Genomic DNA, 25521 nt, shown 5'->3' with positions numbered 1-25521 from the left:
CATGTTATGTTTTTGAGAATGAGTGGGGAGCACCTACTCATTCTCATTTTCATCCCGCTATTTGCGGGCGGATGAAAGTTTTACTTTATAACCAGCTATGAAACTTTTTAATATAAACTTTTTTTAGGAATTGTGTTAAGAAAGCATAGGTTAATAGTATTCCTATTAACCAAGGGAAGTAGCTAAGTGGTAATGCTTGTAATCCAACAGCTGCTCCAAGTGGCGAGAATGGAATATAAATTCCGATTGCCATAATACAAGCGGTTAATAAAAGAACCGGTATTGATGCAGTACTTTGAATGAATGGAATTTTCTGTGTTCTTATCATGTGAACAATTAAAGTTTGTGTTAGTAATCCAACGACAAACCAACCAGATTGGAATAATGATTGTTCGCTAGCTGTATTTGCACCGAAGACGTTCCACATGACTACATATGTGATGATATCAAATATGGAACTAATTGGACCGATACAAATAATGAAGTTCCGTAAATTCGCAGTATCCCATTTTCTTGGTTTTTCTAAAAACTCTTTATCCATTTTGTCCCATGGAATAGACAGTTGTGAAATATCATAAAGCAAGTTTTGAATTAAAAGGTGAATGGCAAGCATCGGCAAGAAGGGGATGAAAGCACTTGCTACTAACACACTAAATACATTTCCGAAGTTAGAGCTAGCTGTCATTTTAATATATTTTAAAATGTTTCCAAATGTAGTGCGTCCTTCTAAAATACCTGCTTCTAATATTGTTAAGCTTTTCTCAAGTAAAATAATGTCAGAAGACTCTTTTGCAATATCGGTAGCAGTATCAACAGATATGCCAACATCAGCTTCACGTAACGCTACGGCATCGTTAATGCCATCTCCCATATAACCTACAGTGTGTCCGTTTCCTTGTAAAACTCGTATAATGCGAGATTTTTGCATCGGATTTAGTTTAGCAAATACAGTTGTTTCTTCAGCTAATTTTGCTAATGCTTTATCAGGTAAAGAATCGATTTCGTAACCAAGGACAGGCTCACCGATATTTAATCCAACTTCTTTGCAAACTTTTCTTGTCACGATTTCGTTATCGCCAGTTAAAATTTTTACTTGTACACCATGTTTCTGTAATGCTTGAATGGCAGTAGCTGCAGATGGTTTCGGTGGATCTAAAAAGCCGATATATCCAGCGAGAATCATATCATTTTCATCTTGTACCGCGTACTCTGTATCATTTATTGGTCTATCTTTTTTATACGCTACAGCAATAACACGCATACCTTCACTATTTAATGTCTCACCTAGTTGTTTTACATGTGAGCGTATGTCAGCGGTAAGAGAAACAACTTTTCCATCTACTTCAGTGTAGTTACAAATAGATAAAATTTCTTCTACTGCCCCTTTACAAACCATTGTATGTTCACCTGAAATATCTTTCACGATGACAGACATACGCCGGCGAGCAAAATCAAATGGAATTTCATCTAGTTTTTGAAAAATGGATGGATTATACTTCTGGTTTTCTTCCGTATGTTTCATAACGGCTTTATCTATTAAATTTTTCAATCCTGTTTGATAGAAGCTATTTAAATAGGCGAAGTGTAATACACGATTACATGTATTACCGTTAGGATCTAAATGGCGGACAAGTACAACTTTATCTTCTGTTAAAGTACCTGTTTTATCGGTACAAAGAATGTTCATAGCACCTAAGTTTTGAATAGAATTCAGTTGTTTTACAATTACTTTCTGTTTAGACATGTTAACGGCACCTTTTGCTAAATTAGCAGTTACAATCATTGGTAACATTTCAGGTGTGAGACCAACGGCAATTGCGATAGCGAAGAAGAAAGCCTCTTGCCAATCCCCTTTTGTGAATCCGTTAATGAGAAGAACGATAGGCGCCATAATAAGCATGAATGTAATTAAGAGCCAGCTTACTTTGTTTACCCCTTTATCAAAGCTTGTTTCTACTCGTTTGCCGATTACCTTTTTTGCTAAAGAGCCGAAATACGTATCGGTACTTGTGGAGATGACAACAGCTTTTGCGCTACCACTTACAATATTTGTACCCATAAAACAAAGGTTTTCCATATCGAGTGGATTGTAATTTTTTTTCATGTTTTTCGGTAAGATATGTTTATTTTCTGTATGGTAGCAGTTTTCATACTTTTCCACAGGAAGTGCTTCCCCAGTTAAAGAGGACTGATTCACAAATAAATCTTTTGCTGACAAAATACGCACATCAGCTGGAACGATATCACCGGCTGAAAGTGAAATAATATCGCCAGGTACAAGTTCCTCAATTGGAATTTCCGTTGTATTATTTTGGTTCAAATTCATTACGTTTTTTGTTTCGTGTACAAATCCATCTATTCTAAAGACGCTCGCCGTTGTTCGAACCATGGCTTTTAACTGATCCGCAGCTTTTTGAGAACGAAATTCTTGTAAAAAACGAATCGTTGCACTTAGCATTACCATTACAGATACGACAAGGGTTCCTTGTATGTCATTTGTGAAAAAAGAGAGTGCGCCGAGAGCTAATAAAACAAAAATAAATGGATTTTTAAATGCCAGTAGAAATTGAATGTACCATGGTGATGTTTTATTATGAGCGATTTCATTCGGGCCATATAAAGTAAGTCTACGAGCCGCTTCTTGTTTAGAGAGTCCATTTTGTGTTGTTTCTAAAAGTTGTAACGCCTTGTTTGCATCTTGTGTTGCGACTTCCACCAATAATTCGTTATTTGTTTTCATACGATCTTGATTGTAAGAATGTTTTGTTTCTTGTCTTTGTAAATTTAACATCGGTAGTTCCTCCTTTTTCATGAAGGAGGAAACAATCTGTTACTCGACTATTTAAAATTAGGAGGAACAGCTTCTTTCCTACCTACATGATGAAATATTAACGTAAAACATATGGGTATCTGGGCCGAATCATCAATTGCCAACTGTTCCTCACCTCCGTACAATTTAGTAGTTTCTGAATATGCTATGTTTGTTTCATAGTAAGGTGCATATATAAAAAGACCTTTACTCAAAACGAGTAAAGGTCTAAATTCGCAGTTAAAAGAGTCCACAACAAAGACTGTTAGTAAACATAGATAAAAACAGTTTTTGTGTATGACAAAAATACATGCACCTCTCCCTCGTTGAGTTTTAGCACTGTATAGCATAGGTACTGAAACCAGCTACGTTAAGAAAGGCCTTCATTCCGACCTTTCCTGTTGACCCATTGGCGTCTCTCGACATTTTTGGGCAGCAGCGTTTCTCTATACAGGAGCCTCACCTAACAGAGACCATATTCAATTACAATTTGAATGTTAGCACTGTAAATTTATAGTGTCAATATCTTTTTTTGAAAAATCAAATAGGTTTATGATGGCTATATAGTAGGAAATAAGCGGAGTTTTTTTGAAAGATGTTTGGAAAATAAATACTGTAATGAATATAAATAAAAAGCACTGATTACAGTGCTTTTTATTATAGATTATGAGATTGTAGCATTTTCAAAAATAACAATTTCTGAACTGTTTGTTGTTGAAATACGTTGTGCATAATATGTTAAAGCTGAAGAAATATATGTCGGTAACGAATCATTTGTATGTGTTGTTGTATATTCATGGATTAATTCTTTCAAAGTCGTCCATTCTAATTGTGCTGGGTGATCAGACACGAAAGAACTTACCCAGCGATCAAATGAAGATGAAAAATCAGTTTGTAAACGAAATGCTTCTTTCATAATAAAACGCTCCCTTAAAATGTAGTATAATCATTTTAACACAAAACACGAACGAATACTAAGTTTTTTGAGTATAATGTTCGTGTTATATAGTTGTCTAGATGATTGGTTATGTAAATTCGATTTGCCATTTGAAATAACATTCCGTAAGATGAAAGGTAGATTATATAAAGAGCTGGAGGAAAGAAAGTGGAATTTGTATTTTTAGGAACTGGTGCAGGTGTTCCTTCGAAAGGAAGGAACGTTTCGGCAATTGCCTTGCAATTGTTAGAAGAACGAGGACAGACTTGGTTATTTGATTGTGGCGAGGCGACGCAACATCAAATATTACATACATCAGTACGCCCACGCCGCATTGAAAAAATATTTATTACGCATTTACATGGTGATCATATTTTTGGCTTGCCTGGTTTATTAGGAAGCCGTTCATTTCAAGGAGGGACTACACCTTTAACAGTGTATGGACCAAAAGGAATTAAACAATTTATTGAAGTGGCATTATCAGTAAGTACGACACATGTAAAATATCCACTTGAAATTGTTGAGATAACAGAAGAAGGTACTGTATTTGAAGATAATGAATTTCACGTGGAAACGAAAAGATTGTCACATGGCATTGAATGTTTTGGGTATCGTATCGTAGAGAAAGATATACAAGGCGCCCTTTTAGTCGATAAATTGCTGGAGATGGGTGTGAAACCTGGCCCGCTCTTTAAACGTTTAAAAGATGGAGAAGTAGTTGAATTAGAAGATGGTACGATACTAAATGGAAAAGACTTTATTGGTCCACCTCAAAAGGGAAGAATTATTACCATTTTAGGTGATACAAGGTATTGTGAAGCGAGTAGAGAGCTGGCACAAGACGCTGACGTACTTGTTCATGAGGCAACTTTTGCGGCAGAAGATGAACTACAAGCGTATGATTATTTTCATTCTACATCTAAGCAAGCTGCGAGTATTGCACTTCAGGCAAATGCAAAACGATTAATATTGACTCATATTAGTTCTCGTTATCAAGGAGATACATATAAGGAATTATGGAAAGAGGCAAGAGAGCTATTTTCTAATACAGAAATAGCTACGGATTTGAAATCATTTCCAGTAGATAGGTAATAATGGTGTGAAAAAATGGTGACGAAAAGGTTGCCATTTTTTTATTTCTAAAAAAATTTAAAATAAATCTGTTATCATTTTATACTTATATTGGATGAAACAGAAAATTTTTATGATGTGAAGATATAGGATAAAAATGCATAGTACCGATTGTTTAGAAAAACTGTTATATAAGTCAGACGACATACGAGTGATACAAATAGCGAAAATGGATTGTTATTCAGAACTTTTAAAATTCATTAAAAGTAAGCGTTTTATTAAAAACAAGCTATAATGAAGGCAGATTATAATTTATTGTAAGCCACATGCGTTTTAGCTATTTGTCGTAACAAGTGGAGTTGACTAAATCGTGAGAGGGCAACATGGGAATTATAAATAAGAAGGATATTACTATTATTTGTACTAAGTCTTTTTCACCTTTTAGCTTTTAAGCACTAAAAGGTATGAAAGCAATGGGAGTTTCACTTGTTTATGCTATCCTTGTAAGTGGTTCTGTGTTAAACTTTGGATTGCTACCAGACCTTATTGTGGATTAGCTTATATTATTTTTAAATGAAGGCAATGCTAAGTTTCTTATTTATTATGGTAACTAGTATTATTTCAGGATATATTGTTTCACTGTTATTCAAAAATGATCCAATTCGTATAGCGGAACAAATTCGTAGTACAACTGGAAAAGCAACCGATTTGGTAGCTTAATAGAATAGGAAAAAATTTTTTCATAGAGGTTTAGGGGGAGTTATGATGAAGTATCGCTCAGTATTTGATATTATTGGTCCAGTTATGATTGGTCCATCAAGTTCACATACAGCAGGCGCAGCAAGAATGGGACAAGTTGCTCGCCAGCTGTTTCGTCATGAACCAGAAAGAGTAAGCATTTCATTATATGGATCATTTGCAAAAACGTATCGTGGGCATGGTACAGATGTAGCACTGATCGGTGGAATATTAGGGTTTGAAACAGATGACTTACGTATTCCAGAGGCGCTAGACATAGCAAAAGAGCGCAAAATCGAAGTAGAATTCATTGAAGAAGATGCAAATGCACCTCACCCAAATACAGCGAGAATTCGTTTGTATAAAGGTGAAGAAGAAATTGAAGTTGTTGCTTGCTCAATTGGTGGCGGTAAAATTGAAGTTGTAGAATTAAACGGATTTGATCTTCAATTAACAGGCACGAGTCCAGCACTACTTATTGTAAATAACGATCGCTTCGGTGCTATTGCAGCAGTAGCTTCAATCCTTGCGAAACATGAAATTAACATTAGTACAATGAGTGTTTCTCGTAAAGAAAAAGGAAGAAGAGCGCTTATGGTCATCGAAACAGATGAATTATTAGCAAATGAAGTGATTGAAGAAATAAACGCACAACAAAATATTTGTCAAGTAACTATTATGGAATAATTGCAGGGGGGACACACCATGTTTCGGAACGCAGCGGAACTAGTGGCGCAAGCTAAAGAACAAAATGTAAAAATCGCAGAAATTATGATTCAATGTGAAATGGAAACAAGAAGTATTTCACGTGAAGAAGTAATTGCTGGTATGGAAAAGAACTTAGTCGTAATGGAGCAAGCAGTAGAACGTGGTATTCGCGGAGTGAAATCACCAACTGGTTTAACTGGCGGAGATGCTGTAAAAGTTCAGACGTATATGAATAGCGGAAAAGGCTTATCTGGAGATACGATTTTGGACGCGGTGAGTAAAGCTGTTGCAACAAATGAAGTAAACGCAGCGATGGGAATTATTTGTGCAACACCAACAGCAGGGTCTGCTGGAACAGTGCCAGGTGTACTGTTTGCACTGCAAGAAAAATTACAACCGACGCGCGAAGAGATGATTGAATTTTTATTTACAGCAGGAGCTTTCGGTATGGTTGTTGCGAATAATGCTTGTATTTCCGGCGCGGCAGGAGGTTGCCAAGCTGAAGTAGGTTCAGCAAGTGGAATGGCAGCAGCAGCAGCAGTTGAGATGGCTGGTGGAACACAAGACCAAGCAGCTACAGCGATGGCAATTTCATTAAAGAATATGCTTGGTTTAGTATGTGATCCTGTTGCAGGGCTTGTAGAAGTACCTTGTGTAAAACGTAATGCAGCAGGAGCTGCGAATGCGATGATTTCAGCTGATTTAGCATTAGCTGGTGTAACGAGTACAATCCCATGTGATGAAGTAATTGAGGCAATGTTTAGAATCGGACAAACGATGCCAGTAGCACTTCGTGAAACAGCTGAAGGTGGACTTGCAGCAACACCAACTGGTCGCCGTCTGCAAGAAGAGATTTTTGGGAAGACTAATAACTAAACAATATATGTTTATAAAAAAAATGGAGCTCAAATAAGATTGAGCTCCATTTTTTATTTTTCTTTTGTTAGTTGTTCTAATGTTTTCCCAAGATTATGTGATCGTTGTGTAGCCTGTGTAATACAAGAAATAAGTGCTTGTTGAAATTTATGTTCTTGTAATACTTCAATGCCTGCTTCGGTCGTTCCGCCAGGAGAAGTGATTTCCTTTCGCAAAACAGAAGGGTGTTTTTCACTTGCTTTTAGCATTTCAGCAGCACCAATCATCGTCTGAAGAATAAGTGACTTTGCAACATCTTCTTTTAAACCAATTGTTTTTGCAGCTTCTTCCATCGCTTCCACTACGTAATAAATATAAGCAGGTCCACTTCCAGATAATGCAGTGACAGCATGCATATCTTCTTCCTCTACAACAGAGACAAGACCAATCGTTTCAAATAAAGCTATGGCAGTCTGAATATGTTCCGCTGTTGCATGTTTTGAAGGTGAGATAGCAGTAGCTGATTTTAAAATAGCTGCAGATGTATTTGGCATCGCACGAATAATCGGAACATCTTTTTGAAGTAGGTTTCTAATTGAGTGAGTAGAAACACCTGCTAATAACGAAATAATAAGCAGGTTATTATGTATATCTTCTTTAAAAGGAGTAAGCGCTTCTGCAACATCCTTCGGCTTCATTGCAAGAAAAAGAATAGTTGTATCAGTAAGTAGCTCTTTTTTATTATGCGTACCTTTGACGCCATATTTTTTATGTAGCTCCTGCAACCTTGTCTCGTTAGAACGATTACTTACAGTAATTTGTTCGCCTTTCACAACATTTGCATGTAACAAGCCACCAATAATAGCTTCAGCAATAGAGCCTGCACCGAGAAAGGAAATGTTTTGAATAGACATGATGTTCCTCCTTTAAATTTGGTTAGAAATTCTTATAAATGTACATACATTCGTTTTTTTATAGGAAACACCTCTTTTTATCTGAAAATAATGACAAATATATATAGAAGTTGTAAACTGAAGAAGTATTCATTTTTGAACCGGAAAGAGACAGGGGGGCTAAGCATGACGGCGATTCACCGAATGGAGATTCCTGTACCATTTGCAGTTGAAACTGTGAATGTGTTTTTAGTTGAGGGGGAGACATTAACATTAATTGATACAGGGACGAAGACAGAAGGGGCAAGAAGTGCGTTAGAAAGTCAATTAGGTGCATTAGGATATACAATAGAAGATATTGAAACAGTAGTCATTACGCACCATCATGCAGATCATTGTGGGCTTTTAAATATATTTTCTGAGAAGACGAACATTATTGGACACCCTTGGAATGAGCCTTGGATCACACAAAATCCAGAATTTCTAAAGCGCTATCATGAGTTTTTTAGAGAGACAGCTTTGCAATTTGGTGTTCCAGCAGCATTTTTGAAAGACGAGGCGTTATTGACGACAAAGACACTGAAGTATTCTTGTAATAGATCGTTAACGCATACTGTGAGAGAGGGAGATCGTATTGATTCTTTACCTGGGTTTACAGTTATTGAAACACCAGGTCATGCTTCCACTCATATTTCATTATATAGAGAATCTGATGGAATATTAATTGGCGGGGATGCTCTCATTAGTCATATTTCTTCGAATCCCATATTAGAACCACCATATGAAGGACAAACAGAAAGGGCACGCCCGTTATTACAATATAATCAAACGTTAAAGCGTTTAAGTGAAATGAATATTTCACGCATTTTATCAGGACATGGAGAAGATGTTCTAAATGTGAAACAACTTATTGAAACGAGATTACAAAAGCAAGAAACACGTGCATTTAAAGTGCTTGAGTTATTAAAGGAAAAACCAATGACAGCATTTGAAGTATGTGTAAAACTATTTCCGGTACTATATAAGGAACAATTGCCACTTACTATTTCAGAAACTGTTGGACAATTAGACTTTTTAGCATATAATCAACAAGTGATGATTGATGAATCTTCACAACAATTGATTTATTATGCAAAGTAGGTGACAGCAATGACGGGACGTTTACAAAATAAAGTAATCGTCATTACAGGTGCTTCTAGTGGAATTGGAGAGCAAGTTGCAATGCAAGTTGCAGAGCTGGGGGCGACTCCAGTATTAATGGCTAGAACAGAAGAAAAATTAAAAGCGTTAGCAGAGAAAATTAAAGAAACTTATAATACGCCTTGCTATTACTATGTATTAGATGTAAGTGAAGAGACGGAAGTACAATCTGTTTTTTCAAAGGTATTACAAGAAGTAGGACGTATTGATATATTAGTAAACAATGCGGGATTTGGTATTTTTAAAACGTTTGAAGAGGCGTCAATGGATGAAGTGAAAGATATGTTCCAAGTAAATGTATTTGGATTAGTAGCTTGTACGAAAGCGGTACTACCTTATATGGTGAAAAGAAACAAAGGGCATATTATTAATATTGCTTCACTTGCTGGGAAAATTGCAACTCCGAAATCGAGTGCGTATGCTGCCACGAAACATGCAGTATTAGGATTTACGAATAGTTTACGCATGGAGTTATCTAGTACAAATCTTTTCGTAACAGCGATTAATCCAGGTCCGATAGATACGAACTTTTTTGAAATAGCTGATCAATCCGGTACATATGTGAAAAATATGGGACGATATATGTTAAAACCAACATATGTTGCAGAGCAAATCGTAAAATCGATGCAAACAAAAAAGCGTGAAGTAAACTTACCGAAGTGGATGGGCATGGGTCCAAAACTTTATGCTCTATTCCCAGGTTTATTTGAGCGTGTTGCAGGCAAATCATTAAGTAAAAAATAGGAGATTTCCATATGGAAATCTCCTATTTTTTTATTTTCCAGTCACATAATCGTAAACGATATCCTCAACTGCCTCGTATACATCAACTTTAGTATTTGAATGAATTATCGTTTGAATATGTTTAATTAGCATTTCCTGATCCTCATTTGACATAGGATTACATTGATATTGTTGAAAACTTTTTATAATCATCTTCTCAATGAATTTCTCATTCATGTTTTTCCCCGCCTGTATGTACGTATGTATTGTTTTATTGTACTTGAAGTGAAATGAAAAAACTACTATACAATATTTATGTATAAAAATTCGGTTGTGTATATTGTTTTTCTAGTAAAATTAAGTTTTTAAAGTTTTTAAAATTTATAAATATTTAATTGACTCTATAAATATACAATATTATAATCATACTTAATTTAAAGAATTGATATGAGGAGGAGCATATGAAAGTCGCGATTATTGGAGCAACTGGGTATGGAGGTATTGAGTTAATTCGGTTATTAGAGCAACATCCATATTTTTCGATAGCATCTCTTCATTCTTTTTCGCAAGTTGGCGAGTGTATAACAAATGTATATCCGCATTTTCAAAATGTTCTTGTTCATACGTTACAAGAAATTGATGCGGAAGAAATAGTGAAAGAAGCAGAAATTGTATTTTTGGCAACCCCAGCAGGAGTATCAGCAGAGCTAACTCCCAAATTATTAGCAGTAGGTTTAAAAGTAATTGACCTATCTGGAGACTTTCGTATGAAAGATCCTTTCATATATGAACAGTGGTATAAAAGGACAGCTGCAAAAGAAGCAGTTCTTAGTAAAGCTGTATATGGGTTAAGTGAATGGAAAAGGTCCGAGATTCAAAATGCAAATTTAATTGCAAACCCAGGATGCTTTGCTACAGCTGCATTATTAGCGATATTGCCGTTAGTAAGTAGCGGCATAATTGAAGAAGATTCCATTATTATTGATGCGAAATCAGGAGTATCTGGAGCAGGTAAAACGCCAACAACGATGACTCACTTTCCTGAGTTATACGATAATTTACGTATTTATAAAGTAAATGAGCATCAACACGTTCCTGAGATTGAACAAATGCTTGCAGAGTGGAATAGGGAAACGAAGCCAATCACATTTAGTACACATTTAATACCGATATCACGAGGAATTATGATTACACTTTATGCGAAAGTAAAACGAGAAATGGAAAGAGAACAGCTTCAAAAGTTATATGAAGGAACGTATGAACAATCGCCTTTCATTCGAATTCGCATACAAGGAGAGTTTCCAAGTCCGAAAGAAGTGAGGGGCTCAAATTATTGTGATATTGGTATAGCTTACGATGAAAGAACAGGAAGAGTGACAGTCGTTTCAGTTATAGACAATATGATGAAAGGTGCGGCTGGGCAAGCGGTTCAAAATGCAAATATAGTAGCGGGACTAGAAGAAACAACAGGCTTACAGCATATGCCGCTTTATCTATAAGGGGGACATGATGATTAAAGTAGAGTCTATTACAAAATTAGAACATGGTTCCATTGTAACGCCAAAAGGATTTTCAGCAATCGGTACTGCAAATGGTTTGAAAAAAGAAAAAAAGGATTTAGGTGTAATCATTTGTGAAGTACCAGCATCATGTGCCGCCGTTTATACAACGAATCAAATACAAGCAGCCCCGTTGCAAGTAACGAAAGAAAGTGTAGCGGCTGAAGGGAAATTACAAGCTATTATCGTCAATAGCGGAAATGCAAATGCTTGTACAGGAATGAAAGGCTTACAAGATGCTTACGAGATGCGTGCATTAGGGGCAGCACATTTTGGAGTAAAAGAACATTACGTTGCAGTAGCTTCAACAGGTGTAATTGGTGTTCAGCTGCCGATGGATATCATTCGAAAGGGAGTTGTAACTCTTATCCCGACGAAGGAAGTAAGTGAAGCTCATTCTTTTTCTGAAGCGATTTTAACGACGGATCTTATAACGAAAGAAACGTGCTATGAGATGATTATTGATGGGAAAAAAGTGACGATTGCTGGTGTTGCGAAAGGTTCAGGGATGATTCATCCAAATATGGCAACGATGCTAAGTTTTATTACGACAGATGCTCATATAGAGCATGACGTATTGCAAACAGCATTATCACAAATAACGAATCATACATTTAATCAAATTACGGTGGATGGAGATACTTCTACGAATGATATGGTCATCGTTATGGCAAGTGGATTATCAGAAACGAAACCAATCAATACGGAACATGCAGATTGGGAAACTTTCGTATTTGCTTTACAGAAGGTATGTGAAGATTTAGCGAAAAAAATCGCACAAGATGGCGAGGGCGCTACGAAGTTAATAGAAGTAAATGTGCTAGGAGCCCGAACGAATGAAGAGGCAAAGAAAATTGCAAAGCAAATAGTCGGTTCGAGTCTTGTGAAAACAGCAATACATGGTGAAGACCCAAATTGGGGCCGAATTATTAGCAGTATGGGACAAAGTGGAGTAGCGATTCATCCAAATACAATTGATATTACTCTTCAATCTATCGCTGTGTTAAAAAATAGTGAACCTCAAATGTTTTCTGAAGAGGAAATGAAAAAGAAATTAAAAGAACATGAAATTATGATTGATGTGTATTTACATTTAGGAGAAGAGTACGGATCAGCTTGGGGCTGTGACTTAAGCTATGAATATGTGAAAATAAACGCTTGTTATCGTACATAAGGAGAGGGAAGATGAGCGATTATATTGTAGTGAAATGCGGCGGTAGTATGTTGGATCAATTAAATGATGTGTTTTTTGATTGTATAAAGAAATTGCAACAGAAGTATAAAGTAGTGATTGTCCATGGTGGCGGCCCAGAAATTGATGCGCAATTAAAAGATTGTAACATCAAAATAGAAAAAAGAGATGGGTTACGAGTAACACCAAAAGAAGTTATGGATATTGTTCAAATGGTGCTATGCGGAAGTACGAATAAAAAATTTGTAATGAAGTTGCAAAGGCATAATTTACTTGCGGTAGGTTGTTCAGGGTGTGACGGCAATTTACTTCAAGTTCAACCTGTCAGCGAAGAGATAGGATATGTGGGAGAAGTAAGTTATGTCGAAACAGCCTTACTAAAAGGATTGATAAAGTTGAATTATATTCCTGTTATTGCTCCGGTCGGGATACATGATAATGAGATTTATAACATAAATGCGGATACAGTTGCAGCTGGAATTGCGGCCGCATTATCCGCAAAAGAACTCATTTTTATTACAGATGTAGATGGGATATTACATGAAGGGAAATTAGTAAAGAAAACGGATGAATCGGAAATTATTACTTTAATAGAAACAGGAGTTATTACAGGCGGGATGATCCCGAAAGTACAGGCGGCACTAACGTCATTAAAAATGGGAGTGCAAAAGATAAGTATTGTGAACGGTACAAAAGATTTTACTAAAGTTACGGGCGAGTGTATCGGAACGACGGTAACGAAAGGAGTAAGTATCGTATGATAAGTCATCTTTTTCAAACGTATGGGAGAAGAAATATTGAGCTTGTAAAGGGAAGTGGAACGGAAGTTATTGATGAAAATGGTAAGCAATATTTAGATTTCACATCAGGAATTGGCGTATGTAATTTAGGACATTGTCATCCTACGGTTATGAAAGCTGTCCAAGAGCAACTTCATGATATATGGCATATATCTAACCTGTTTATAAACAGCTTACAAGAAGAAGTAGCGTCATTATTAACAGAAAATACAGCGTTAGATTCTGTTTTTTTCTGTAATAGCGGGGCAGAGGCGAATGAAGCTGCTTTGAAGCTAGCTCGTAAGCATACTGGAAAATCTCTCATCATAACATGTCAGCAGTCTTTTCACGGTAGAACATTCGGAACGATGAGTGCGACGGGGCAAAATAAAGTGAAAGAAGGATTTGGTCCGCTCCTTCCGTCTTTTTTACATACCCCGTTTAACGATATAAAGGCGTTAGAGGAAGTAATGAATGAAGAAGTAGCGGCGGTAATGGTAGAAGTTGTTCAAGGAGAGGGAGGAGTCATTCCTGCTGATTTATCTTTTTTGAAAGAGATTGAAACATTATGTAATAAGTTCGGTTCCTTATTTATTATAGACGAAGTACAAACAGGGATTGGAAGAACAGGGACATTATTTGCTTACGAACAAATGGGAATATCTCCTCATATCGTTACTACCGCTAAGGCGCTTGGAAATGGCATTCCCGTTGGAGCGATGATTGGCCGGAAGGAACTTGGAACATCGTTTACTGCAGGATCACACGGTTCAACATTTGGTGGGAATTATATTGCAATGGCTGCGGCGAAAGAAGTATTGCAAATAACTAAGAAACCATCGTTTTTAAAAGAAGTAAAGGAAAAGGGCGAGTACGTATTACAGAAGTTGCAAGAGGAATTACGACATGTCGAATGTATTCAAAATATACGTGGTAAGGGGCTTATGATTGGAATTCAGTGTACGCATGGGGTTTCAAGTTTTATAGAACAACTAGAGAAAGAAGGGCTTCTTGTATTACAAGCAGGACCTACTGTTATAAGACTATTACCACCACTTATTGTGACGAATGAAGAGTTAGAACAGGCAGTATATATGATAAAAAAAGTGGTTTGTACAAAAAACGTATCAATCATATAAGGGGGAAGTTTCATGTCAACTGTACAAGTACCGAAATTAAATACGAAAGACCTTTTAACTTTAGAAGAATTGACGCAAGAAGAAATCATTTCATTAATTGAGTTCGCTATCTATTTAAAAAAGAATAAGCAGGAGCCTTTATTACAGGGCAAAATATTAGGGCTTATCTTTGATAAACATTCAACTCGTACTCGCGTATCTTTTGAAGCAGGAATGGTACAGCTCGGAGGACATGGCATGTTTTTAAGTGGGAAAGAGATGCAAATTGGAAGAGGGGAGAGCGTTTCAGATACTGCGAAAGTATTATCTCATTATATTGACGGGATCATGATACGTACATTCTCACATGCCGATGTAGAAGAGCTTGCAAAAGAATCGAGCATACCTGTAATTAACGGTTTAACGGACGATCATCATCCTTGTCAAGCATTAGCAGACTTAATGACGATATATGAAGAAAAAAATACATTTGAAGGAATAAAATTGGCTTACGTAGGTGACGGAAATAATGTATGTCATTCATTGTTGTTAGCGAGTGCGAAAGTCGGCATGCATATGACTGTTGCAACGCCTGTAGGGTATGAACCGAATGAGGAAATTGTAAAAAAAGCATTAGCGATTGCTGAAGCAACAGGAGCGGAAATTGAAATTTTGCATAACCCTGAACTAGCGGTGAGTGAAGCAGATTTCATTTATGCTGACGTTTGGATGAGCATGGGGCAAGAGGGTGAAGAAGAGAAATATACTTTATTTCAACCATACCAAATCAATAACGAACTTGTTAAGCATGCGAAACAAACATATCGTTTCTTACACTGTTTACCTGCCCATCGTGAAGAGGAAGTGACAGGAGAAATTATAGACGGACCACAGTCTATCGTTTTTGAGCAGGCTGGTAATCGATTGCACGCGCAAAAAGCATTATTAGTAAGTTTATTTAAAAGTGTAGAAGAGCTTTCTTAAATAATGTACACCCCACTTGTTAGATACGAATAACAAGTGGGGTGTTTTTTATGGTTAAATTCTTTTTAGAAGAGAAAGTAAATACAATAAAAAGACATTACTTTGAGTATATACTGAATGTACTTAATTATATGGATAGAGGTGGGAAATCTATTAGAGAAACAGCTATTAAATCTTTTGTATAACCTTTTGTGCCTAGTTTACCAGGAAGGCCCTTTACTTCACATACACATAGGCTTCATTTGCTGTTAAGCAGGCTTTATGTTGTATAAAGATTTTTGGGTGTTCTGAAATTTCTGCATTTACATTTTTTTCTTTTTATCTCATAATTTTAATTGGGAGAGGGAGGAAAAAAATGGTTCAAATTAAAGTCACACCTGAAATGCTAGAAGAAGTTGCGAATCGTGCAAGCAATACCCGAATCGCATTAGAATCTATACATAATAATTTATGTAATGAAATAGATCAATTGTGTTTTCAGTGGATTGGTGCCTCTAATCAACAGTTCATTCAAATGTTCAATGATGCGAGACCAAAAGCTTTTACATCTATTCATTCACTTGTAAAAGTAGAAGAAGATTTGAAACGAATTGCTGAAAAATTCCGCAATACAGATAATCAAGATGTTACAATGGAACAAGGGGCGATGTGTGGACCACTATCATCAGAAAAAGAGGATTTTGATGGTGAAAAACTTGCTAGGGATATAGTAGGTGAAATAAGTGGTGAGTATGATATTCGTCGTGCTTGGGATGGGATTGATCCATCTACTGGCGAAAAACTATCTACTTTGGATAGAGTATTTGCTGGAGGAATGGCAGTAGCAGGGATTACACCCTTTGGAAAGATAGCTAAAGTAGGTAAAGGAGTTAAAATGACTGCTAAGGCTGCTGAGGCTGTGAATAAAGCTAAAAAAGTACCTGTGGAGAAAGTCAATGGAGTTAAGGATACTGTAAAAGCTACAGAGGATAGTATCGCTACTAAAAAACCATATAGTAAAAGCAGGCCTAGTTATGGAAAAGGTCAGGTTGAAGAAGTGTGGGAAAATGCGAAAGATTCTATCGATGGGAAAGTTTATGATCCATCAGGTGTAGAAATAATTTGGGATAAATCTAAATCAAGAAGTGGTCAATGGGATATGGGGCATATACCAGGAGAGAAATATTCTGATATGCATGAATTGTATATGAACGAGATTATTACAAAAGAAGAGTTCTTAAAGTGGTATAGAAACCCTGAAAACTATCGACCGGAATTGCCAAGTACTAACCGAAGTCATAAGTATGAATGAGAGGGTGATAGTATAAATGGATATTAATAAAGCTGATTATGGGACTATTATAAAATTCGGGAATCTTAAATTATTTTTAGAGAAGCTAAAAGTTGAGGAAAACTGTATTGAAGAGATTGTAGATTCAATTGATAAAAATGGTATTAGTTTACTTGAAAAATCATTAATTAGTAGAAAGTTTGATATAGCAAACTTTCTATTGGATAATGGTGCAAAGGTTAATATAATTTCTAATGATGAATGTAATGAGTTGCACTATTTAGCAGCAAATATTAATTGTCCAGGTGCGGTTGAAGTAGCTTGTAGGTTGGTTGATATGGGGGTAGATTTGAATTTAAAAGATAAAAAATTTGGTAATTCTGCAATATGGTCTTTATGTCAAGAATTATTAAAAAAAAGAACAAAGGAAGGAAATGATTTAATTGTAAAATGTTTAGGAAAACGACCGAATATTAATGATGAAAATAAATATGGATATTCATTAAGGTATTTAATTGAAGAACGTGGAACAGATGATATGAAAAAAGTTTTGGAGATGATTGTTTGAAAAAGAGTAGTGGATTAGGTGGTAGCGTTGTATCTAAGAATATTTTACAAAATAAAGGGAATGTGAAATGGTGTATTAAAGAACAACCAGTTAATGCTATCGATAATGGATGGAGATTTTTGTCAGAAATAGATACAGATGAATATCTTGCTGATGCATCAAATATGTCAGTTTGTGATTGGGGAACTATTATTGAAATAGAACCAGCGGTAATGAATATTTTTAATATGCCAATTGGCACAGATATTACTTTACTAAATGAAAATAATAAAAAGTATTTTGTTTATACTGATTCGGGAGAAAAAGTAGATTTTTAAGAAGGTATTTTAGTGATTAATACAGTAATATATCTACTAGCATAAAACTTTATGCATATAAGTATATATTTTAAGAAAATAAAAGAATGGATAATCTATACTATGGAATTGGGTAAAATTCTATTGAAACCTTGATTGGCTATATGTCTTTCAAGGTTTTTTAGTAATCTAAAAAGTGTCACATAAAAATTTATGATTTTAAATTAATATTCCAAATATAACGATGCATTGGGAAATATGTCTTTCAAGGTGCTGCATAAGAATTACCTCCCCCCATTAGTCGATAGTTGATATATTATTAAAAAACTCTAAACTTATTAAGTAAGAGAGGATAACGAATTAAATGATTAAGCCTTTATATGCAGAAAATATTATAGTGGGTGTAGAATATAAAAATAAGTTCAATTGGTATGTAACTGAACCGGATTTATGGTATTTAGATTATGATCAAGCTGGGTACGCTCCTAGTGAATATCCAGAAGCAAGAAAAGGCATTCGTATTTTAAATGAGACTATAATAGCTAATTTTTTAGAAAGAATAGAAAAATATGAAAGATTTACAGAAGATATTAGGTTAGAATTTTTAAGGGAACTAAGAACTAATAGAGAAGAAGTCTATTATGATTAAAACCCATGTTTTTTGATAGATTTTGATCGTTTAATTTTTTATTCTAATTATCCGGAATTAATATCTTTTGAAGAATATATTCCGAATAAATGGGAAGGTTATTTCCGGCGATTTGATGAACAGGTACTCTATGAGTATAGATACTGGGAAGGTAAGAATAAAAGCCATTTAGTACGAGAGGATTAAGTTATGTAAGAAAATAAATGAACTAAGATAAAAGAAACATTTTAAAATGAAGAAACTGGTGGGAGACATCATGAAATGTATATGGTCTATCAAGGTAAAATCAAAGGAGTATTTAAATTTTAGCTCATAATAGTTTGGGTGCTCGAAGAATATATATAAAAGATGGTTTATATACTGCTGAGATAAGAGAAGGTTTACGAGGAGTTATAAAAAGAAACAAAGAGCTTTATCCACATTTATTTGATAAATAAAACATGGAAAGGACGATTATCTTTGGATATAAAGAGTCATTTAAAAAAATTATACGATAATCGTTTATTAGAAAGGGAGAATGAGATACGAGATTTTAATGAGTCATTAATGGAAGTAATAGCGTATAACGACGTCTCTGTTATTACAGAGTTATGTTTAGTTCTGGATGATGAGACTGAGCAATTTGAGATTATGTTTGGTGTGATTCATGGAATAGAGAGCTTATATAAAAATAACATAGAAGAAGGACTTGTATGTATTGCTAAAGCTTTTCCAAAGATGATTAGCTCAGCCCAAGAATGGGTAGAAACTTTACATTATAGAATTCTTAATCATCCTCAAGTAAGATTAGCATATGGAAAAGTACTTTCGGGATTTGATCCATCAATTACGGTTAGTATTAAAGAATTATTGATTGATATAAAAAATGAAGACCCTGATATGTTTAGTGAATCTGTTAATGAGGTAATTAAGAGCATCTAATGTTTAAAGTTGAAAGGACATATAAGTATATAAGGCCAAGCTAACAGAAAAGAATTTATTATTGGAGTGGAAAGAATAAGAATAAGAATAAGAATAAGAATAAGCTATTAAAAAGTACATACTCCATGATGGTTGTACCATTATGGAGTACTTTGTGCAATGATAGAATAGAAAAACGAAGTACGTGCTTAGGCGAGATGACATTTTACTGGATGATGAATATAAACAAATGGAATGGATATAAAACTAATGAACTCGTACAAAATCGTAAGTTTTAACGTAGTAGTTGTCATGACATATAAAGGCTGTCAAACTGTTACTACAAAACTTGAAAATCTATACTATTTAAAAACAGATGAACTTAAAGCACTGGGTTGTCGATTAAAGACAACAAGTGCTTTTTATTTTAAGATTAAAACATAGGGTACGGGTGAAGCTGGTGCTTTATCACCAACAGGAAGGGGATCAACTAAAGGTAAATTAAGACAAGAAGCTTCACGTGCGGCAAGACTAGAAGGCAAGCGAGCTGCTGATAATGGAGAAGCATACAAGGGACATGTTGGTCATGTTCCTGATACAACTTGGATGGGGAAACCGGATCCTCATAGTTGGTTAGACCTTGACCCAAAAGTTAATATGAGCATAGGTGGACAGGCTAATAAATATCCAATTGGTTATAAACCTACAAAATTTAAGTTTGTAGAGGAGGAGTAGACGATGAATAATTGGAAAGATAAGATAGCTACAATGATTTTAGTGAAGCAGGAGCTAATGAAACAAGATATAGAAAAAATATGGCCACACCATTTTCCGGAGGTGGGAGCAAATGAAAAATCTATTCGCATTATTGAACAAGAATTGGGATATAAACTTGATTTAATGTATCGAGAATTTCTTCAATATGCCAATGGATGGGCAGGTTTTTATCAAACGGTGGATTTATTTGGTACGGAGCAATTAAAGGAATCCTCTATAATGGATTATGCTCAGGTACTATTAGAAGCTATAGATGATGTTGTTTTAGAAGAAAGCGGTGTTTTAAGACAGGAGCTATTACCAATAGCAGTTTCGGAATTTGATAGGGATTTATTTGTTTTATGTTTACCTAATTCTTCTAGACCAGGAGAGATAATTTGGTTTGCGGGTGAAGAAATAGATAGATTTGAGAATTTTGACGAGTACTTTTTAGCAATGATCGACTATAATAGAGAAGAGATATTAGCTTTAAAGGAGTAGTTTATGCAATCATGTTTTTTAAGTGTATGTTACTGTACAGCTATAAAAACATAAATACTAATACGGCTAAAGCAAAATATATTTGAAGTGAACAGAAAAGAAAATGAATATTAATCGTCAAGATATACAAGTTTTAAGGTTACGATAAAATCTAGAGCAATTTAAAAACAATATGAACTGAAAGTACTTGATTGTCGGTTAAAGGCAACAAGTGCTTTTTTCGTCTTGATATAAAAATAAATGAAATGGGACAAACATTAGGAGAATAAATAAGAAAAAAGCTGCTCAATTTGAACTGCACCCCAATTGTTAGACACACATAACAATTGGAGGTGCACTTTTTACATTGAAATGTCATATGTATATTTAGTTAACCATTTTGATATCATTTATAATAAGAGAGGAAACTAAATTTGTTTTTCAGAGTGTGTAAGGGCATACTACATATAAAAATATAGTTAAAGAGATGATGAGGGATGAAAACAACTAAGAGAACATATTCGTTTTTTCAGCGGATGTGGAGAATATTAAAGTTTCAATATTATAAGTTGATTCGATCACCAGAAGGAGCAAAGAAAGTATCGTTAGGTTTTGCAATTGGGTTTGGTTTAGAGATGCTGGTCATATATACGGCATCGCTCGTATATGTAATATTTTATCCGATCGTTCGATTAGCAAAGGGATCTTTTCCTGCTGCGGTTATTGGCAATATTATTGGGAAAATATCGTTTTTACCGGTATTTTTATTTCCAGTTGCTTATGCGTTAGGAAAAATGATTTATCCATTTCATGTAAAAAAAATACATCATGAACCATTTACGATATCTGACTTGTTTTCAAGCCATATTTTCACAATGTTAAAGAGCTTATTACAGAGTGAAGTGTATGTATTAATTGGTATGACGATAATAGGAGTTGTGTTTGGGGTAATTTCATATTTCGTTGTGCATTATTTATATGAAAAGAACCGTAAGTTACGTTTGAAGAACAGAAAGAAACGAGTGAGAGAACCACTTGTGCAAATATAAAGAGTGTCACATTCATTTTCTCCTTTGAATATGTTTAAGAAAAAGGAGGAGAGAATGAATGTATTATTATTACGTACCGCAAGTATATCCATATGTAAATTATTATCCGGTAAATGATATGAGGCAGCAATTTGGAGTGTATCAGCAGCAACAATTTCAGCAAATACCACAAATACCACCACAACAATCTACGCAAGAGCAAAAACCATATTTAAAGACATGGCCATATTCAAATGTATACTACGGTAATTATTACGAATCATAAAGCTGCTTCTATTTAGAAGCAGCTTTATGCGTTTGTTTTCAAAATTAAATTTTGAATGGTTTGAAGAGAGTGAATGAGTTTTTCACGTTCTTCCTCAGATAATGTTTGGAAATTTTCTTTTAATTTGTCTAAAATGAATTGTTGATACTGATTTACTAACAATTTCCCTTCAGCTGTTAGGGAAATTAAAATGACCCGTCGATCTTTTTCGCTATAATGACGCTCTATTAGTTCTTCTTGAATCAGTTTGTTTAATAGAGGTGTCATGTTAGGCCTTGAAATCGCTAGCCGCTTGCCGATTTCGGAAACTGCTAATGTGCCATTTTCATGCAGAAGTAACAATACTTGTGTATGTGATGGCGGCATATGTCTTTGAGAAGAAAATTCTCCAGGGAGCATAAATTTGCGATAAAAAAGAGGCACTAGCGAAAGAAGATGATCAACAATACGTTCCCACTCGCGTGATTCCATATAAAGGCCCCCTTCCACTCTCATTGTAACAAAAAAGACATGTTATAAAAATAGAATTGTTTCATGATCGCTTTAATATTTGTAGGATAACACTTGCTTTGTAAACGTATTAGCAATAATCGCGTAGCCATTATCATTTGGGTGTACTTGGTCAAAGAGTAAATCTTTTTTATCATTTGATATTAATTTACGAATTGGTAAAACGATAGATGGTTGATTTGCTTTTGAAATGGAATAAACGGATTCATTCCACCCATCTAAAAACATATCTGCATAACTGGCGATGGAGTCATCGAGTTGTAACGGGTTATAGAGCTCTGAGAGAATGAGTAAAGCGTCCGTGTTTTGATCGCGAACTGTCTTTACAATAGTTTTTATATCCGCTTCAAAATGAGCTTTTTCTTTATTTAACATTTTAATACCGTCTATAACACCGACATCACGATTTAAGCGAAATAAATTATTTCCTCCAATATTAATCGTAATGATATTTGCTGCTCTAATCTTTTGCTTTACATCTTCTGATTGAACTTTTTTAGCGAGACGATCTGTTGTAAGACCGTTTATCCCAAGGTTTTCTACGGTAATTGGTTTATGAATTTGTGCTTCTATTTGTCTAGAAGCTAATTCAGCAAATCCCCCTTGTGTCGATCCATATCCTTTGGCGAGTGAATCACCTAGTACGAGATGATAAAAGGAATCGTTTGTTTGCTTATCGATCCAACTTGGAGTAGATGTTTTTTCTGTTTTTTCTTCGGGTTCATTTTGTTTTGTCTCATCGTTCTTTTCAAAATAAGAATAAGAAATGATTAGAAGGAGGAGACAAACAATTGTTAAGATGACTTTTTTCATAAATTCATCCTCCTTGTAATTGGTAATTGTATCATATTCAGCAGTATTAACAATGTAAGGGCATATTATATGTTTATGAAAAGTTTACAATAACTTTACAGAAAATTTGTAGAAGTATGTCAAAAAATATTGACGATATGAAAGTACATTATATATGATAATGTCAGATAAGGTGAAATTTTAATGAGTAGGGCTTTATTTCCTGCTAATTAAAGTTTCAACAATCGGGCGTTTAAGGGGACTCCTCATTAGCGCAGGATGAAATGGAAATCTTGTCTCTAATTAAAAGAAAAAAGGTATGTGGTTAGAGACAAATAGAGATTCATTTCATTATTTTGGGTAATTGTATAAGGGGGATTTTTTGTGAAAAAGTCAAAAAAAATGCTAGCTGGAGCAACTCTTGCTATTGGTGTAATAGCACCACAAGTGTTGCCAACAACAGCTCATGCGGATGAGAACAATGGGGAGAGTACGGTTAACTTACGAATTTTAGAAACATCAGATATTCACGTTAACTTAATGAATTACGATTATTATCAAACGAAAACAGATAATAAAGTAGGTCTCGTACAAACTGCAACACTAGTTAATAAAGCACGTGAAGAAGCGAAGAACTCTGTCCTATTTGATGATGGGGATGCATTACAAGGGACACCGCTTGGAGATTATGTAGCGAATAAAATAAATGATCCGAAGAAGCCTGTGGATCCTAGTTATACACATCCGTTATATCGTTTAATGAATTTAATGAAGTATGACGTCATCTCTCTTGGGAATCATGAATTTAACTATGGTTTAGACTATTTAAACAAAGTAATTAGTAAAACAGAGTTCCCGGTTATTAACTCGAACGTCTATAAAGATGATAAAGATAATAACGAAGATAACGATCAAAATTACTTTAAACCATATCATGTTTTTGAAAAAGAAGTAGAAGATGAATCAGGTCAAAAACAAAAAGTGAAAATTGGCGTAATGGGATTTGTTCCACCTCAAGTTATGAACTGGGATAAAGCGAATTTAGAAGGAAAAGTGAAAGCAAAAGATATAGTTGAAACAGCGAAGAAAATGGTGCCAAAAATGCAAGCAGAAGGTGCAGATGTTATCGTTGCACTAGCGCATTCTGGTGTTGATAAGAGTGGATACAACGTTGGCATGGAAAACGCTTCGTATTATTTAACAGAAGTTCCTGGTGTAGATGCAGTATTAATGGGACATTCACATACTGAAGTGAAGGATGTATTTAATGGTGTTCCAGTTGTAATGCCTGGTGTCTTTGGAAGTAACTTAGGTATGATTGATATGCAATTGAAAAAGGTAAACGGAAAATGGGAAGTACAAAAAGAGCAATCAAAGCCGCAACTTCGTCCGATTGCTGATAGTAAAGGGAACCCATTAGTAAAATCTGATGAAAAATTAGTTAATGAGATTAAAGATGATCATCAAGCGACAATTGATTATGTGAATACAGCTGTAGGAAAAACGACAGCGCCAATTAATAGTTATTTCTCATTAGTACAAGATGATCCTTCTGTACAACTTGTAACAAATGCACAAAAATGGTATGTAGAAAAGTTATTTGCTGAAAATGGACAGTACAGCAAATATAAAGAAATTCCAGTTTTATCTGCAGGAGCACCATTTAAAGCAGGTGGCCGAAACGGTGCTACATATTATACGGATATTCCAGCTGGAACGTTAGCAATTAAAAACGTGGCAGATTTATATGTATATCCAAATACGTTATATGCTGTAAAAGTAAATGGGGCACAAGTGAAAGAATGGCTTGAAATGTCTGCAGGTCAGTTTAACCAAATCGATCCAAAGAAAACAGAGGAACAACCATTAGTAAATATAGGCTATCCTACATATAACTTCGATATTTTAGATGGCTTAAAATATGAAATTGATGTAACACAACCAGCGAAATACGATAAAGATGGAAAAGTTGTAAATGCAAATACGAATCGTATTATAAACATGACATATGAAGGTAAGCCAGTAGCTGACAATCAAGAGTTTATCGTCGCTACAAATAACTATCGTGGAAGTAGCCAAACGTTCCCGGGTGTAAGTAAAGGGGAAGTTGTATATCAATCACAAGATGAAACACGTCAAATCATTGTGAAGTATATGCAAGAAACACCAGTTATTGATCCAGCAGCAGATAAAAATTGGACGTTTAAACCGATTGTTGCAGATAAATTAAATACAACATTTGATTCTTCACCAAATGCACAAAAGTATATAAAGAAAGATGGGAAAATATCATATGTTGGACCATCTGAAAATGAATTTGCTAAATATGCAATTGATATAACGAAGAAGAACGATGATGATAAGGAAACTGGTGGAGAGAATCCAACAACACCGCCAACAGGTGAAGGAAATAATGGAGG

Annotated in this window: 25 protein-coding genes, 1 pseudogene and 1 riboswitch; of the genes and pseudogenes, 20 read left to right on the top strand and 6 right to left on the bottom strand. The window is 35.0% G+C overall.

The genetic code is table 11. From position 1 onward, the window contains the following. Nucleotides 1-85: 85 nt before the first annotated feature. Nucleotides 86-2791 carry a magnesium-translocating P-type ATPase gene (mgtA, locus tag MR113_RS14980; RefSeq protein ID WP_242255207.1) on the bottom strand — a complete coding sequence of 902 codons (2706 nt, stop codon included), beginning with the start codon at nucleotides 2789-2791 and terminating at the stop codon, nucleotides 86-88. A gap of 328 nt (nucleotides 2792-3119) precedes the next feature. After that, nucleotides 3120-3287: riboswitch (M-box (ykoK) riboswitch) on the bottom strand. Nucleotides 3288-3473: 186 nt separating this feature from the next. Beyond that, the gene (locus MR113_RS14975) at nucleotides 3474-3725 is read right to left on the bottom strand and encodes a DUF3932 family protein (protein ID WP_242255205.1); all 252 of its coding nucleotides are present in this window, start codon (nucleotides 3723-3725) and stop codon (nucleotides 3474-3476) included. A gap of 189 nt (nucleotides 3726-3914) precedes the next feature. On the opposite strand from MR113_RS14975, the gene rnz reads away from it, so the two are divergent. The 3 genes from rnz (at nucleotide 3915) to sdaAA (ending at nucleotide 7139) form a co-directional block, all read left to right on the top strand. Beyond that, nucleotides 3915-4838: a ribonuclease Z gene (gene rnz / locus MR113_RS14970; protein ID WP_242255202.1), complete on the top strand. Its 924-nt coding sequence runs from the start codon at nucleotides 3915-3917 to the stop codon at nucleotides 4836-4838. A gap of 744 nt (nucleotides 4839-5582) precedes the next feature. Continuing rightward, nucleotides 5583-6242: an L-serine ammonia-lyase, iron-sulfur-dependent subunit beta gene (gene sdaAB, locus MR113_RS14965; RefSeq protein WP_242255200.1), complete on the top strand. Its 660-nt coding sequence runs from the start codon at nucleotides 5583-5585 to the stop codon at nucleotides 6240-6242. An 18-nt stretch (nucleotides 6243-6260) separates the two neighbouring features. Continuing rightward, complete coding sequence (gene sdaAA, locus MR113_RS14960) at nucleotides 6261-7139, top strand: L-serine ammonia-lyase, iron-sulfur-dependent, subunit alpha (RefSeq protein ID WP_242255199.1); 879 nt, start codon at nucleotides 6261-6263, stop codon at nucleotides 7137-7139. Nucleotides 7140-7192: 53 nt separating this feature from the next. Here the strand turns inward: sdaAA and proI are convergent, their stop codons facing one another. Next, complete coding sequence (gene proI / locus MR113_RS14955) at nucleotides 7193-8032, bottom strand: pyrroline-5-carboxylate reductase ProI (RefSeq protein WP_000027261.1); 840 nt, start codon at nucleotides 8030-8032, stop codon at nucleotides 7193-7195. A gap of 165 nt (nucleotides 8033-8197) precedes the next feature. Between proI and MR113_RS14950 the strand changes: the two genes are divergently transcribed. After that, nucleotides 8198-9151 (top strand): MBL fold metallo-hydrolase, encoded by a 954-nt coding sequence (locus MR113_RS14950; RefSeq protein WP_000125106.1) that lies wholly within the window; start codon nucleotides 8198-8200, stop codon nucleotides 9149-9151. 9 nt (nucleotides 9152-9160) lie between these two features. Then, on the top strand, nucleotides 9161-9955 hold the full coding sequence (locus tag MR113_RS14945; RefSeq protein WP_242255196.1) for an SDR family oxidoreductase: 795 nt from the start codon (nucleotides 9161-9163) through the stop codon (nucleotides 9953-9955). 30 nt (nucleotides 9956-9985) lie between these two features. On the opposite strand, the gene MR113_RS14940 is transcribed toward MR113_RS14945, so the two are convergent. Beyond that, a complete protein-coding gene (locus tag MR113_RS14940) occupies nucleotides 9986-10171 on the bottom strand; it encodes a YqzH family protein (RefSeq protein ID WP_242255194.1) in 186 nt (61 codons plus the stop codon). Nucleotides 10172-10395: 224 nt separating this feature from the next. On the opposite strand from MR113_RS14940, the gene argC reads away from it, so the two are divergent. The 14 genes and pseudogenes from argC to MR113_RS14875 all read left to right on the top strand — a co-directional run bounded on the left by argC (nucleotide 10396) and on the right by MR113_RS14875 (nucleotide 21799). Then, a complete protein-coding gene (argC, locus tag MR113_RS14935) occupies nucleotides 10396-11433 on the top strand; it encodes an N-acetyl-gamma-glutamyl-phosphate reductase (protein ID WP_242255192.1) in 1038 nt (345 codons plus the stop codon). A gap of 10 nt (nucleotides 11434-11443) precedes the next feature. Then, nucleotides 11444-12667: a bifunctional glutamate N-acetyltransferase/amino-acid acetyltransferase ArgJ gene (gene argJ / locus MR113_RS14930; RefSeq protein ID WP_242255190.1), complete on the top strand. Its 1224-nt coding sequence runs from the start codon at nucleotides 11444-11446 to the stop codon at nucleotides 12665-12667. Nucleotides 12668-12678: 11 nt separating this feature from the next. After that, nucleotides 12679-13446, top strand: a complete 768-nt coding sequence (argB, locus tag MR113_RS14925; RefSeq protein ID WP_242255188.1) for an acetylglutamate kinase — start codon at nucleotides 12679-12681, stop codon at nucleotides 13444-13446. Beyond that, complete coding sequence (locus MR113_RS14920) at nucleotides 13443-14603, top strand: acetylornithine transaminase (RefSeq protein ID WP_242255186.1); 1161 nt, start codon at nucleotides 13443-13445, stop codon at nucleotides 14601-14603. The genes argB and MR113_RS14920 overlap by 4 nt, the downstream gene beginning before the upstream one ends. A gap of 12 nt (nucleotides 14604-14615) precedes the next feature. Continuing rightward, nucleotides 14616-15566 (top strand): ornithine carbamoyltransferase, encoded by a 951-nt coding sequence (gene argF, locus MR113_RS14915; RefSeq protein ID WP_242255184.1) that lies wholly within the window; start codon nucleotides 14616-14618, stop codon nucleotides 15564-15566. A 355-nt stretch (nucleotides 15567-15921) separates the two neighbouring features. Continuing rightward, nucleotides 15922-16857 (top strand): WXG100 family type VII secretion target, encoded by a 936-nt coding sequence (locus MR113_RS14910; protein ID WP_242255182.1) that lies wholly within the window; start codon nucleotides 15922-15924, stop codon nucleotides 16855-16857. A gap of 16 nt (nucleotides 16858-16873) precedes the next feature. Then, nucleotides 16874-17404, top strand: a complete 531-nt coding sequence (locus MR113_RS14905) for an ankyrin repeat domain-containing protein (protein WP_242255180.1) — start codon at nucleotides 16874-16876, stop codon at nucleotides 17402-17404. After that, nucleotides 17401-17721 carry an immunity protein Imm33 domain-containing protein gene (locus MR113_RS14900; RefSeq protein ID WP_000749724.1) on the top strand — a complete coding sequence of 107 codons (321 nt, stop codon included), beginning with the start codon at nucleotides 17401-17403 and terminating at the stop codon, nucleotides 17719-17721. Before MR113_RS14905 ends, MR113_RS14900 begins: the two co-directional genes overlap by 4 nt. Nucleotides 17722-18064: 343 nt before the next feature. Then, nucleotides 18065-18535: pseudogene (locus tag MR113_RS14895) on the top strand (hypothetical protein). A 273-nt stretch (nucleotides 18536-18808) separates the two neighbouring features. Then, entirely contained in the window at nucleotides 18809-19270 is a 462-nt protein-coding gene (locus MR113_RS14890; protein ID WP_242255179.1) for an Imm30 family immunity protein, read from the top strand. Between the two features lie 240 nt (nucleotides 19271-19510). Next, nucleotides 19511-19693: a hypothetical protein gene (locus MR113_RS28490; RefSeq protein ID WP_234879556.1), complete on the top strand. Its 183-nt coding sequence runs from the start codon at nucleotides 19511-19513 to the stop codon at nucleotides 19691-19693. A gap of 294 nt (nucleotides 19694-19987) precedes the next feature. Further along, nucleotides 19988-20506 (top strand): SMI1/KNR4 family protein, encoded by a 519-nt coding sequence (locus MR113_RS14885; protein WP_242255177.1) that lies wholly within the window; start codon nucleotides 19988-19990, stop codon nucleotides 20504-20506. Nucleotides 20507-20982: 476 nt separating this feature from the next. Beyond that, complete coding sequence (locus MR113_RS14880) at nucleotides 20983-21534, top strand: DUF2062 domain-containing protein (protein ID WP_242255174.1); 552 nt, start codon at nucleotides 20983-20985, stop codon at nucleotides 21532-21534. A 58-nt stretch (nucleotides 21535-21592) separates the two neighbouring features. Further along, the gene (locus MR113_RS14875; RefSeq protein ID WP_242255172.1) at nucleotides 21593-21799 is read left to right on the top strand and encodes a hypothetical protein; all 207 of its coding nucleotides are present in this window, start codon (nucleotides 21593-21595) and stop codon (nucleotides 21797-21799) included. Between the two features lie 24 nt (nucleotides 21800-21823). Here MR113_RS14875 and MR113_RS14870 read toward each other — a convergent pair whose 3' ends face one another. Further along, nucleotides 21824-22270, bottom strand: a complete 447-nt coding sequence (locus MR113_RS14870) for a MarR family winged helix-turn-helix transcriptional regulator (protein WP_000445817.1) — start codon at nucleotides 22268-22270, stop codon at nucleotides 21824-21826. 72 nt (nucleotides 22271-22342) lie between these two features. Continuing rightward, nucleotides 22343-23122, bottom strand: coding sequence for a GDSL-type esterase/lipase family protein (locus tag MR113_RS14865; protein ID WP_242255170.1), 780 nt, complete (start codon nucleotides 23120-23122; stop codon nucleotides 22343-22345). A 363-nt stretch (nucleotides 23123-23485) separates the two neighbouring features. Here MR113_RS14865 and cpdB point away from each other — a divergent pair. Next, on the top strand, nucleotides 23486-25521 hold a 2036-nt coding region (cpdB, locus tag MR113_RS14860), incomplete at its 3' end, for a bifunctional 2',3'-cyclic-nucleotide 2'-phosphodiesterase/3'-nucleotidase (RefSeq protein WP_242255168.1).

Source organism: Bacillus cereus group sp. BfR-BA-01379, from assembly GCF_022663605.1.
Lineage (GTDB): Bacteria > Bacillota > Bacilli > Bacillales > Bacillaceae_G > Bacillus_A > Bacillus_A mobilis.
Note: the sequence above shows the minus strand (reverse complement) of the source record. Positions and strands in the feature narration are given on the sequence as shown.

Bases quoted from the DNA above. Each gene is read 5' to 3' on its own strand.
- mgtA (WP_242255207.1), bottom strand. From the start codon at position 2,791: ATGTTAAATTTACAAAGACAAGAAACAAAACATTCTTACAATCAAGAT.
- MR113_RS14975 (WP_242255205.1), bottom strand. From the start codon at position 3,725: ATGAAAGAAGCATTTCGTTTACAAACTGATTTTTCATCTTCATTTGAT.
- sdaAB (WP_242255200.1), top strand. From the start codon at position 5,583: ATGAAGTATCGCTCAGTATTTGATATTATTGGTCCAGTTATGATTGGT.
- sdaAA (WP_242255199.1), top strand. From the start codon at position 6,261: ATGTTTCGGAACGCAGCGGAACTAGTGGCGCAAGCTAAAGAACAAAAT.
- proI (WP_000027261.1), bottom strand. From the start codon at position 8,032: ATGTCTATTCAAAACATTTCCTTTCTCGGTGCAGGCTCTATTGCTGAA.
- MR113_RS14950 (WP_000125106.1), top strand. From the start codon at position 8,198: ATGACGGCGATTCACCGAATGGAGATTCCTGTACCATTTGCAGTTGAA.
- MR113_RS14945 (WP_242255196.1), top strand. From the start codon at position 9,161: ATGACGGGACGTTTACAAAATAAAGTAATCGTCATTACAGGTGCTTCT.
- MR113_RS14940 (WP_242255194.1), bottom strand. From the start codon at position 10,171: ATGAATGAGAAATTCATTGAGAAGATGATTATAAAAAGTTTTCAACAA.
- argC (WP_242255192.1), top strand. From the start codon at position 10,396: ATGAAAGTCGCGATTATTGGAGCAACTGGGTATGGAGGTATTGAGTTA.
- argJ (WP_242255190.1), top strand. From the start codon at position 11,444: ATGATTAAAGTAGAGTCTATTACAAAATTAGAACATGGTTCCATTGTA.
- argB (WP_242255188.1), top strand. From the start codon at position 12,679: ATGAGCGATTATATTGTAGTGAAATGCGGCGGTAGTATGTTGGATCAA.
- MR113_RS14920 (WP_242255186.1), top strand. From the start codon at position 13,443: ATGATAAGTCATCTTTTTCAAACGTATGGGAGAAGAAATATTGAGCTT.
- argF (WP_242255184.1), top strand. From the start codon at position 14,616: ATGTCAACTGTACAAGTACCGAAATTAAATACGAAAGACCTTTTAACT.
- MR113_RS14910 (WP_242255182.1), top strand. From the start codon at position 15,922: ATGGTTCAAATTAAAGTCACACCTGAAATGCTAGAAGAAGTTGCGAAT.
- MR113_RS14905 (WP_242255180.1), top strand. From the start codon at position 16,874: ATGGATATTAATAAAGCTGATTATGGGACTATTATAAAATTCGGGAAT.
- MR113_RS14885 (WP_242255177.1), top strand. From the start codon at position 19,988: ATGAATAATTGGAAAGATAAGATAGCTACAATGATTTTAGTGAAGCAG.
- MR113_RS14880 (WP_242255174.1), top strand. From the start codon at position 20,983: ATGAAAACAACTAAGAGAACATATTCGTTTTTTCAGCGGATGTGGAGA.
- MR113_RS14875 (WP_242255172.1), top strand. From the start codon at position 21,593: ATGTATTATTATTACGTACCGCAAGTATATCCATATGTAAATTATTAT.
- MR113_RS14870 (WP_000445817.1), bottom strand. From the start codon at position 22,270: ATGGAATCACGCGAGTGGGAACGTATTGTTGATCATCTTCTTTCGCTA.
- MR113_RS14865 (WP_242255170.1), bottom strand. From the start codon at position 23,122: ATGAAAAAAGTCATCTTAACAATTGTTTGTCTCCTCCTTCTAATCATT.